Annotated in this window: 9 protein-coding genes and 1 pseudogene; 5 read left to right on the top strand and 5 right to left on the bottom strand. The window is 66.5% G+C overall.

Annotation, left to right across the window (positions count from 1 at the left end; translation table 11 throughout):
- The first annotated feature begins 30 nt into the window (after positions 1 to 30).
- From U5A58_RS32480 to U5A58_RS32490, 3 genes are all read left to right on the top strand, one after another.
- Positions 31 to 1,320 (top strand): Zn-dependent hydrolase, encoded by a 1,290-nt coding sequence (locus U5A58_RS32480; RefSeq protein ID WP_321964474.1) that lies wholly within the window; start codon positions 31 to 33, stop codon positions 1,318 to 1,320.
- Entirely contained in the window at positions 1,317 to 2,804 is a 1,488-nt protein-coding gene (locus U5A58_RS32485; protein ID WP_321964475.1) for a M81 family metallopeptidase, read from the top strand. Before U5A58_RS32480 ends, U5A58_RS32485 begins: the two co-directional genes overlap by 4 nt.
- 89 nt (positions 2,805 to 2,893) lie before the next feature.
- Positions 2,894 to 4,372, top strand: a complete 1,479-nt coding sequence (locus U5A58_RS32490; RefSeq protein ID WP_321964476.1) for a M81 family metallopeptidase — start codon at positions 2,894 to 2,896, stop codon at positions 4,370 to 4,372.
- A gap of 33 nt (positions 4,373 to 4,405) precedes the next feature.
- Here U5A58_RS32490 and U5A58_RS32495 read toward each other — a convergent pair whose 3' ends face one another.
- The 5 genes from U5A58_RS32495 to U5A58_RS32515 all read right to left on the bottom strand — a co-directional run bounded on the left by U5A58_RS32495 (position 4,406) and on the right by U5A58_RS32515 (position 8,751).
- Positions 4,406 to 5,554, bottom strand: coding sequence for a DUF1501 domain-containing protein (locus U5A58_RS32495; protein ID WP_415774325.1), 1,149 nt, complete (start codon positions 5,552 to 5,554; stop codon positions 4,406 to 4,408).
- A gap of 5 nt (positions 5,555 to 5,559) precedes the next feature.
- On the bottom strand, positions 5,560 to 7,026 hold the full coding sequence (locus U5A58_RS32500) for a DUF1800 domain-containing protein (protein ID WP_321964477.1): 1,467 nt from the start codon (positions 7,024 to 7,026) through the stop codon (positions 5,560 to 5,562).
- A gap of 86 nt (positions 7,027 to 7,112) precedes the next feature.
- Positions 7,113 to 7,625 (bottom strand): periplasmic heavy metal sensor, encoded by a 513-nt coding sequence (locus U5A58_RS32505; RefSeq protein ID WP_321964478.1) that lies wholly within the window; start codon positions 7,623 to 7,625, stop codon positions 7,113 to 7,115.
- On the bottom strand, positions 7,622 to 8,089 hold the full coding sequence (locus U5A58_RS32510) for a hypothetical protein (protein ID WP_321964479.1): 468 nt from the start codon (positions 8,087 to 8,089) through the stop codon (positions 7,622 to 7,624). Before U5A58_RS32510 ends, U5A58_RS32505 begins: the two co-directional genes overlap by 4 nt.
- The gene (locus U5A58_RS32515) at positions 8,086 to 8,751 is read right to left on the bottom strand and encodes an RNA polymerase sigma factor (RefSeq protein WP_321964480.1); all 666 of its coding nucleotides are present in this window, start codon (positions 8,749 to 8,751) and stop codon (positions 8,086 to 8,088) included. Before U5A58_RS32515 ends, U5A58_RS32510 begins: the two co-directional genes overlap by 4 nt.
- Positions 8,752 to 9,153: 402 nt before the next feature.
- Here U5A58_RS32515 and phaP point away from each other — a divergent pair, with 402 nt between their 5' ends.
- Both phaP and U5A58_RS32525 read left to right on the top strand, forming a co-directional pair.
- Positions 9,154 to 9,732 carry a TIGR01841 family phasin gene (phaP, locus tag U5A58_RS32520; protein ID WP_321964481.1) on the top strand — a complete coding sequence of 193 codons (579 nt, stop codon included), beginning with the start codon at positions 9,154 to 9,156 and terminating at the stop codon, positions 9,730 to 9,732.
- Between the two features lie 134 nt (positions 9,733 to 9,866).
- Positions 9,867 to 10,001: pseudogene (locus tag U5A58_RS32525) on the top strand (acetyl-CoA C-acetyltransferase); the annotation flags it as partial.

Consider the following 10,001-nt stretch of genomic DNA (forward strand, 5'->3'; position numbering starts at 1 on the left):
CGCCTCCCATTCAAGCAAGGAACCCAATCGATGCAAGTTCAGGAAATGACTCGCGGGCCGCTCGCCGGCCTGCGCACGAACGGCGCTCGCCTGTGGGGCAGCCTCATGCGGCTGGCCGAGATCGGCGCAACGGAAAAGGGCGGCGTGTGTCGCCTCGCACTCACGCCGCTCGACCGTGAAGGGCGCGATCTGTTCGTGGCGTGGGCGAAAGAGTTGGGCTGCACGATACGCGTGGATGCCATCGGCAACATCTTCGCGCGGCGTGCGGGCGAGCGCGACGACCTGCCGCCCGTGATGACCGGCAGCCATATCGACACGCAGCCCACAGGCGGCAAGTTCGACGGCAACTACGGCGTGCTGGCGGGGCTCGAAGTGCTGCGCACGCTGGAAGAAGCGGGCGCGCGCACGCTCGCGCCGCTCGAAGTGGCCGTGTGGACCAACGAGGAGGGCTCGCGCTTCGTGCCGGTGATGATGGGCTCGGGCGTGTTCGCCGGTGCGTTCACACTCGAGCACGCGCTCGTGCAGCGCGATCGGGATGGCGTTTCGGTATCCGAAGCGCTTGCGAAGATTGGCTATGCGGGCGCGGGGCCCTTCGCGCCGCATCGTGTGGGCGCGTATTTCGAAGCGCATATCGAGCAGGGGCCCGTGCTCGAAGCGCACGAGAAGACGATCGGCGTGGTGCAAGGCGCGCTCGGCCAACGCTGGTACGACGTAACGGTGCACGGCATGGAGGCCCATGCGGGACCCACGCCGATGGATTCGCGCCGCGACGCGCTGCTCGTTGCAGCGGGCCTCATCCAGGAAGTGAACCGCATTGCGCTTGCGCACGCGCCGCATGGGCGAGGCACCGTGGGCTGGGTCGACGTGCATCCCAATTCGCGCAACGTGATTCCGGGCCGCGTGACGTTGACAGTAGACCTGCGCGCCGCCGATGACGCTGCGTTGTCGGCAATGGACGCGCAATTGCGCGCAGCGTGCGGCGCGGCGGCGCGCGAGGCAGGCATGAGCATCGACGTGGAGCAGGTCGTGTACTTCCCCCCGCAGCCCTTCGATCCCGCGCTCGTGGAAGCCGTGCGAGCGGGCGCGCAAACGCTCGGCCTTTCCGCCATGGACGTTGTGAGCGGTGCGGGGCACGATGCCGTGTATCTCGCGCGCGTGGCGCCCACGGCCATGATCTTCGTGCCCTGCAAGGACGGCATCAGCCACAACGAAATCGAGGACGCGCGCCCCGAACATCTGGAGGCCGGCTGCAACGTGCTGCTGCACGCGATGCTGACGGCTGCGGGCGTGGCTGCTGTGCGTGAGGAGGACGCTGCATGAAGATCCTGATCGCGCGCATGAATCACGAAACCAATACGTTCTCGCCGGTGGCCACGCCGCTTGCGGCGTTCGGCGGCGACGGCCCCGCGTGGGGCGAAGCGGCGTATCGCGAGAACAAGGGCATGCGCACGGCGATGGCGGCGTTCATCGACGCGGCAGAGCGCGAAGGCGCGCAACTCGTCACGCCCGTTTCGGCTTCGGCGAATCCGAGCGGCCCCGTTGCCGCGGATGCCTACGATGCGATCTGCGAGGCCATCGTCGCTGCTTCGCCCGGCTGCGACGCGGTGATGCTCGACCTGCACGGCGCGATGGTGGCGCAGCAATCGGCGGACGGCGAGGGCGATCTGCTCGCACGCGTGCGCGCCGCGCTGCCTGAGGTGCCGATTGCCGTCGCGCTCGATCTGCATGGCAACGTCACGCAGAAAATGATCGACAACGCGGATGTGATCGTGAGCTTCAAGACCTATCCGCACGTCGATATGTACGAGACCGGCGAACACGCGGCGCGCCTGTTGCTCGATCGCATTCATGGCCGCGCGCAGCCGGTTCTGGCGTGGCGGCAGCCGCCGCTGCTCACTTCGACGCTGCTAAGCGCGAGCGCCGAAGGCGCCATGCACCGCGCCGTCGAGGCGGCACGCGAGGCCGAGGCGCAGGGCATGCTGGCCGTTTCGGTACTGGCGGGCTTTTCGCTTGCCGATATTCCCGCGCCGTGCATCAGCGTGGTGGTGGTGGGCAACGGCGACGCGGCGGCGGCGGATGCCGTTGCGGAGCGCATCGCGCGGCAGATCTGGAACGAACGCAGCGAATTCGTCTATCGCAGTGCGCCGCTCGAAGCGTCGGTCGCTCAGGCGGCGCAGCTGGCGCAAGGCGCCGGCAAACCCGTGCTGCTGCTCGACCACGGCGACAACTGCATGTCGGGCGGCACCTGCGACACGATGGACCTGCTCGAAGCCGCGCTCGCGCAAGGACTGACCGGCATGGTGAGCGGCCCGCTATGCGACCCGCAGGCCGTGGCGGCGCTCATCGACGCGGGCGTGGGCGCCAAGGTCACGCTGGGCGTTGGGAACAAGCTCGCACGCAATGGCGCCGCACCGCGCGCGCCCTTCATGGCGACAGGCGTGGTGCGGGCGATCACCGACGGCGAATATGTGATCACCGGCCCGACCTACACGGGGCAGCGCGCGTACATGGGGCGCGCGGCGGTGCTCGATATCGGCGCCGCGACGCTCGTCGTGACCGAGCGCACCCACGAGCCGTGGGACCTCGGCGTATTCGAAAGCGTGGGCATCGACCCGCGCCGCGCGCGCTTTCTGCTGCTGAAGTCGCGCATGTATTGCCGTCCGGTGTTCGTGCCGATCGCGGCTGCGCTTGTGGAATGCGACAGCCGCGGCGTGACCGGCTCCGATTACGGTCTCTTTCAGTACGAGCGGCTCGCGCGCCCGGTGTATCCGCTCGATGCCGACAGGCAATGGCACGCGGATTGAAAGTCGGCCAGGCGTTGGCAATACATCGGGGTTTTTATAACTAGCCAGGCAGTGCGAAGAAACGTCCTCCACATCGAAAGGAAACCTTCATGCGTTTGCTGCTCGCGATGTTCAAACACGAAACCAATACGTTTTCGCCGGTTCCCACGCCGTTCGAGCGGTTCTTTCGCCGCACGGGCGGCGCGGTCGCGGGCGAGCAGGCGCTCGAAGCCTACCGCGGCACGGGCGGCGCGCTGGGCGCCTACATCGACGTGGCCGACGAACTCGGCGCGCAAATCGTGCTGCCGGTTGCCGCCGATGCCTTTCCGAGCGGCCCCGTGCATGACGACGCTTACCGCCGCATCACGCAACTGATTCTCGACGAGGTGGCGAAGGGCGGCTACGACGGCATCCTGCTCGATCTGCACGGCGCCATGGTTACGCAATCGCTCGACGACGGCGAAGGCACGCTGCTGCGCCGCCTGCGTGAGATCGACCCGCATACGCCGGTGGCCGTGACACTGGACATGCACGCGAATCTTTACGACGACATCGTGAAGCACGCGACGGTCGTCACCGGCTATCACACGTATCCGCACGTCGACATGTACGAGGCCGGATTGCGCGCGGCGCGCATACTCGCGCGTACGATCGCGGGCGAGATCAAGCCGGTGATGGCGTGGGGCAACAAACCGATGCTGCCTCACGTGATGCGTCAGGGCACGCACGCCGAGCCGAACCGATCGCTGCAGGGGCGCTGCATGAGGTACGAGCAGGGCGATGCGCTGGCGGCCTCGCTGTTCGTGGGCTTTCCGAACGCCGATATCGAAAACGCGGGCCTGAGCGTTGTGGTGTGCACCGATGGCGACAAAGCGAAAGCGGGCGAATTGCGCGACGCGCTGCTCGACGAAGCGTGGCGCGAGCGCGAGCAGTTTCTCTATGCAAGCGAGCCGTTGGCCGAATCGGTTGCGCGCGCAAAGGCTTCGACGAGCGCTGGGCCGCTCGTGCTGCTCGACCATTGCGACAACACAGCGTCGGGTGGGACGATGGATACCACCGAGGTGCTGGCCGAGGTCCTGAAGCAAGGCCTCGACAACGCAGTGTTCTATGCGATCTACGATCCCGAAGCGGTGCAGCAGGCGATCGCGGCGGGCATCGGCAATGAAGTCACGCTCTCGTTAGGCGGCAAGCTGCCGATGCCTGCATTGCAGGAGACGAGCCGCCCCATCGAAGTGACGGCGCGCGTGAAGCTCGTGTTCGACGGCGTGTTCCGCAATCGCGGACCGATGTATCGCGGCGCGCTCAACAATACCGGGCCTACTGTGGTGCTCGATACCGGCAACGTGGAGATCGTGGTGGTATCGGCGCATCAGGAGCCGTTCGACCTGAACTGCCTTTCCTCGGTAGGCGTCGACCCGACGCAAAAGCGCTATATCGTGCTGAAAAGCCGCGTGCACTGGCGCGCTGGTTTCGGCGACCTTGCGCGCGAGGTGATCGAATGCGCGGGCGTGGGCGTCACGACTTCGGATTACGGCAAGCTTGAATTCAGGAAGGTGCGGCGGCCGATTTATCCGCTGGATGCGATTTGACCGCTGAACGCTGTGTTTGTCTGCTTGAAACGTTCACGCCCTGATCAAACCCGTAGCCGCATTTTTCGCACCTGCCTCACCGAATAGCGTCGATGCGGTGCGCTGCGGATCGAGCCCAAGGCTTTCCGCGGCGGCACCCGCGATCAATGCGTCGAGCGATGCGGTGGGCTTGAGGTCGCGCGACTCGTAGAGATCAGCGGTGCGCAGCCCCGGCCAGTCGGCCTGGACGCGCCCCCCAGCCACGGCGCCGCCCACGAGCATCGCCACCGAAGCCTGCCCGTGGTCGGTGCCGCCCGTGCCGTTCGCCGCGGCCGTGCGGCCGAACTCCGTCGCGACGAGCACCGTGGTCTTGTCCCACGCGGGGCCGAGGCCGTCGCGCAGCGAGGCGAGCATCGTGTCGAGCGCTTTGAGCTGATTCGCGAGTCGCGCATTCTGTGCGCTGTGTGTGTCCCATCCGCCGGTTTCGATCATGGCGATGCGCGGGCCATCGGGACGCGAGAGGAAGCTCGCGGCCAGCTTGCCCACGCTCGCGGGGTCCTGGCGCGCGCTCGCGTCGCCGGCGAGTCCGCGTGCGTTCATCGCCGACGTCCATAGCGAGCGCAGTTGCGGATCGGCTTCGTAGAGCGCCGAAACGCGCGTGAGCAGATCGTCGGAAGCGTTGGGCAGCGCCGAGGGCGCATAAGAACTCACCTGTACCGTGCCGCGCAGCGCGAGCGGCACGGTGGGCGCGAGCGCAACGGCGTTTTCGCGCGAGGCAGGCAGCATGGCGACGAGCCGGTTGAGCCAGCCGTCCTTGACCTGGTAAGGCGCGCGGCCGCCCGTTTCCAGCACGTTCTGACCGTCGAAGTGCGAGCGGTCGCGATACGGCGAGGCAATCGCATGCACGAAGAGCGCCTGTTTCTCGCCATACATCTGGGCCATTTGTCCGAGCGACGGATGCAGCGCAAACGTGCCGTCGAGTTTCGTGGTGCGGTCGATGTCGATGGCGAGCGGGCCGCGCAGCGTGGCATAGGCCGGCTCCGCATAGGGCACGACGATGTTGAGCCCATCGGCCGCGCCGCGCTGGATCACGAACACGAAGCGGCGCTCGGTTTCGACGCTGGCGAACACGATCTGCGGCGCGACGAGCATCGCGCCTGCGCCAGCGGCAGTGACGCGCAGGAAATGGCGGCGGGAAACCATGGCGGTTATCTCCTCAGAAAGTCGGGCGAGACGAGCAGCAAGGCGATCGCCGTGGACGCGCTTTCGGCATGCGCGACTGCGCTTGCTGTAGACGTGCTGAGCGTGGCGCCCATGAGCGTGTTGCCGAGCGTGCGCGGGTCGAGCCGGTCGCCCACGCGCGCCGAGAAACGCTGCGCGACTTCCACGCGGCGCACGAGCGCATCGGGCGCGGCCCAGCTCGCGGCGATGTCGTCGTAACCGGCGGGCGAGCCTGGCCGCCACACCGGCTGGCCAAGTTGCGTGAGCAGCGGCGCCGCATTCATGTCGCCGGGTTCGCGCCAACCGAGACCGCGCATCGACGATACGGTCCATTCCCACGGCGTCTTGAACTTCGCATCGACCGGCGCCCACGCTTGCGGCGCTTCGACGAGCGCGCGGTACACGGTGGGAAGATCGCCGCTGCTTTGTTCGAAGGCAAGCGCCAGGCGCTCGGTGAGTGCGGGCGGCGGATTGTCGGCGACGAAGTGGCGTGCGAGCTGAAACGCGATATGGCGGCTCGTGGCGCGCGCATGCGCGAGGTCGTTGAGGATGGCGAGCGCCTGCAGTTCGCCAGGCTGATCGTAGCGCTTGCCCATCACGGTGCGCTCGCCCGGCTCGTGCAGGGCGGGGCGAAACACGAAGCTGCCGGGCGCGGCGGCATTGGCCACATTCCCCGGCTGAGGACCGCGCACGCCCGCCACGCTCCAGCCCGTGAGCGCACGCGCGAATTCGGTCACATCGTCTTGCGTGTAGCCGGTGCGCACGCCGAGCGTGTGCAGTTCCATGATCTCGCGTGCGAGGTTCTCGTTCAGGCCGCGCTTGTGCGCGGGGTCGCGCTGATCGGCGCGCAGCGCGGCCCGGCTGTCGGGCCCAACCGAGCGCGTCTGGTCGAGAAAGAGCTGCATGGCTGGGTGCTGCTCGACAGCGACCAGCATGTCCGCGAAATTGCCGAGCACGTGCGGCCGTATCGCTTCCCTTTCGAATGCGCCCGCAATGCCTGCAATGAGCGCCTTATCCACCGATACGGCGAAGTGGTTCGACCAGAAATGCACGAGGCGCTCGACGAAGGGCGTGTCGGTCTGCAGGGCGCTCGTGAGGCGCGCATTGACCGCGCTGCGGTAGATGCCCACGCTCTCGCGGCGGATCGCCTGATTGACCGCGCGGCGCGCGGCTTGTTGTGCGTTGGGTTGGCCGTTCGTTTGCGTACTAGTCGCAGAAGCCGCGCTCGCTGCCGCGACGTCCGCCATGCCTTGTTGGCGCTCGGTGCCGAAGCGGGCGGCGAGTGCCAGCACACCCGGCTCGTTGCGCCATGCTGCGGGCGACGGTTCGTATGCAGCGAACTGGCTGAGCAGCCAGCTTTGCGGGTTGGCGGGCGGCGTTTCATCGGCGCGCGCGCCCAGGCCGAAGCGGTTCATGGCGATTGCGCCGGCGCGGGGATTCGAAGGGCTTTCCATGCGCGGTCCTTGGGTTCGCTGGAGCGTTGCGTATTTCCGTTAAACGGTCATCGCCCGTGTGATCCGTCGCTGGTCGGCCTACTTTTTTATTGCGCGTCGCTTGCCTCGCTTGCGGCGCGTTGCGGCTGCTTTTGCTGCGGCACAGGCAACCGCCATTGGCCGCGCTTCTCGAGTCCCTCGACGAACTTCACGCGTTCTTCGGGCGTGAGCGTGGCCGCGAAATCGACTACGCCGCTTTCGATTTGCGCACGCAACGCGCTATCCGCCGTGCGCGTGCGCGCGAGCGCGGCGTCGATGGCGTTGCGGTCGAGTTGCGGCGCGGCGAGCAGGTCGAGCACCGCGCGCCGTCCGTCGCGTCCGTCGCGCGCGTACTCTCGGCCTTCGCGGCGCGAGGACTTGAGCGCTTGCGCGAACTGCTGCTGGCGTTCCGGCGAAAGCGCCTCGGTGGCGAAGCGCAACGCCACGCGCTGCGCGGGTTGTGCCTGCGGCTCGTCGCGCACGGCGAGCCAGCGCCAGGCGCCGCCCGCAATGGCGCCGAGCAGAAAGACATTCAGGAGCACCGAGCCGACGAGCAGCGTCTTCCATGAGCGGCCGTTCATTCGTCGCTCCCTTCGGCGCCCGTGTTGAGGTTCGATTCGCTCCAGTCCGAACTCGTCCCGCCAAAGCTCGTGCTGAGATAAGGCTCGTGCGGCGCTACGGGCGTCGTGCCGCCGAGCACGACAAACGATATCGTCAGCGCGCCCGCGAGCGCTCCGGCGAGGCCCGCGCCCGCGAACGCCGCGCCGGACCACCAGAAGCTGTGGCGTTTCGCGGCGGAGATGGGCTTCACAGCAGGCTTGACCGGTGCGCCCGCAACGATCTGCTCAAAGAGCGCGCGCGTGGGCGGCGCGATCATGTCGCGCGCGAGCCAGCTATCGAGCGCCATGGCTTCGTCGAGCGCCGCGTCGGCTTGCGCGCGATGTGAGCGCGCCCACTCGAGCGCGTCGTCGCGCTCATGCTGCGGCCAGCGCTGCGGGTCGGCGCCATACGCCGCGACGAGAGTGTGGAATCGTTCGGGTGTCATACGGAGTCCTTACCGGCAGCTTCACCGGCCAGTTGTGCGCGCAAGGTGCGCCGGGCGCGCGCCAGCAGGCTTTCGAGCGCGTCCACCGAAATGTCCATCAAGGCGGCTGCTTCGAGGTTCGACAGCTCCTGATAGTAAGTGAGCACGAGCGCTTCGCGCTGACGCACGGGCAGCGCCGCGAGTGCGGCGCGCACGCGTTCGTCGCGCGTGCGCGCTTCGATCTGCTGGTCGGGCGAGCCTGCGGGATCGGGTGCTGGCTCGCTCATGGCGTGCACGTCGTCTACGGTCTCTTCGCGGCGGCCGCGCAAGCGGTCGTAACACAGGTTGAGCGCCACGCGGTGCAGCCACGTGTCGAATTTCGCTTCGCCGGTGCGCCAGGCCGGCGCTTGCTTCCAGATCCGCACGAATGCTTCCTGTGCGACGTCTTCGGCTTCGCTGCGATCGCCCAGCATGCGCGTGGCAAGTGCGATGAGGCGCGGCAGCTTGCTCGCGACGAGCGCGCGCACGGCAAGCGGATCGCGCGCGCCCACGCGCGCGACGAGGTCTGCGTCTGGATCGCGTTCGTTCAAGGCCTTCCCGGCCCCGGCGGTCCGCAACGGTTGAACCGCATGCGAACCCTCTGCCGCGCTGTCATAGTCGTTTCCCAGTTTGAAGTCGGGCATTCACGCCTTATGCCGATCTATGCCACATCATGCCCGGTGGCCCGCAATCCCTTTGTAGCCGGAGCGGGGTCAACAGTCCCCATATGACTTGAACGGCGCCGCCGCAAAAATCCGTCGCTCGGGCCGTTTATCCCGCATGCAATTTCCGCGCTCAGCGTCGTGTTTTTCGATTCGGAACGTATGTTGCTTGACAACTGCAAGTTCCGAACCCGAAGGACTTGAGATCAGGGTTTTTACCTAATAAGAAGCGCCACAAAATTGTTAAATTTCTGTCTTAGAATGGACACTCTAGATTGACTGCGGCGATGCAGCATTAGTTTTCAAACATAGATATACAGCCGTCAGTCAGGCCATCGGGGGTTGGCGCTTTAATTAGTTTGACTAACCAAGGAGCATGAGCTGATGTCCGTTTCCGCACCCGAACAATTCCGCGCGAACTACCAAGCCGGCGTCGCAGCGTTCTTTGCGCTCACGAAACCCGTTTTCCAGGGCGTGCAGGCCGTGATCGATCTCAACGTGCAGGCCAGCAAGGCTGCCATTGCCGAAAGCGAAGCGACGCTCAAGGGTGCCCTGCAAAGCGGGAATCCCTCTGAGTTCCTGACGCAGCAGATTGGTGCGTCGCAGCAGGCCGCCGCCAAGGCCATGTCGTACGGCCGCCACCTCGTCGACATCGCGACGACGACCCAAAACGAGCTCATCCAGGCCGCCCAGGTGCAATCGGGCGAGCAGGAGCAGCGCTTCAAGGCCTTTTCCGAAGGCCTGACGCAGAACGCGCCCGTTGGCGCCGAGTCGTTCATCGCGGCCATGAACTCCACGTTCGCCGCCGTGAACAATGCTGCCGAAACGCTGCGCGGCGTGACCCGCCAGGCCATCGAAACGGCCCAGAGCAATTTCCAGAACGTTGCCGCCTCCGTCCAGGAAGCCGCGCCGGTTGCCGTCCAGGCGGCTTCCGCGAAGTCGACGAGCCAGGCCAAGGCCTGATTTCCGTTCCTGCCACACCGGCAATACGCCAATACCCGCCTTCGTCGTCGTGACTGAACGACGAGGGCGCGGCATTTGCCGGCTCAGCTTCAAGACATCGATATTTCAGCGTAATTGCAGAGCAGGAGCTCAACATGACTGACATTGTGATCGTTTCGGCCGCACGTACGGCAGTTGGCAAATTCGGCGGTTCGCTCGCGAAGGTGGCGGCGCCCGACCTGGGTGCGATCGTCATCAAGGCCGCGCTCGAGCGCGCAGGCGTTGCGCCT

Source organism: Paraburkholderia sp. J7, from assembly GCF_905220155.1.
Taxonomy (GTDB): domain Bacteria; phylum Pseudomonadota; class Gammaproteobacteria; order Burkholderiales; family Burkholderiaceae; genus Paraburkholderia.

What these genes read in the sequence shown, in the direction of transcription:
- U5A58_RS32480 (WP_321964474.1), top strand. Translation starts at nt 31, where the DNA reads ATGCAAGTTCAGGAAATGACTCGCGGGCCGCTCGCCGGCCTGCGCACG.
- U5A58_RS32485 (WP_321964475.1), top strand. Translation starts at nt 1,317, where the DNA reads ATGAAGATCCTGATCGCGCGCATGAATCACGAAACCAATACGTTCTCG.
- U5A58_RS32490 (WP_321964476.1), top strand. Translation starts at nt 2,894, where the DNA reads ATGCGTTTGCTGCTCGCGATGTTCAAACACGAAACCAATACGTTTTCG.
- U5A58_RS32495 (WP_415774325.1), bottom strand. Translation starts at nt 5,554, where the DNA reads ATGGTTTCCCGCCGCCATTTCCTGCGCGTCACTGCCGCTGGCGCAGGC.
- U5A58_RS32500 (WP_321964477.1), bottom strand. Translation starts at nt 7,026, where the DNA reads ATGGAAAGCCCTTCGAATCCCCGCGCCGGCGCAATCGCCATGAACCGC.
- U5A58_RS32505 (WP_321964478.1), bottom strand. Translation starts at nt 7,625, where the DNA reads ATGAACGGCCGCTCATGGAAGACGCTGCTCGTCGGCTCGGTGCTCCTG.
- U5A58_RS32510 (WP_321964479.1), bottom strand. Translation starts at nt 8,089, where the DNA reads ATGACACCCGAACGATTCCACACTCTCGTCGCGGCGTATGGCGCCGAC.
- U5A58_RS32515 (WP_321964480.1), bottom strand. Translation starts at nt 8,751, where the DNA reads ATGCCCGACTTCAAACTGGGAAACGACTATGACAGCGCGGCAGAGGGT.
- phaP (WP_321964481.1), top strand. Translation starts at nt 9,154, where the DNA reads ATGTCCGTTTCCGCACCCGAACAATTCCGCGCGAACTACCAAGCCGGC.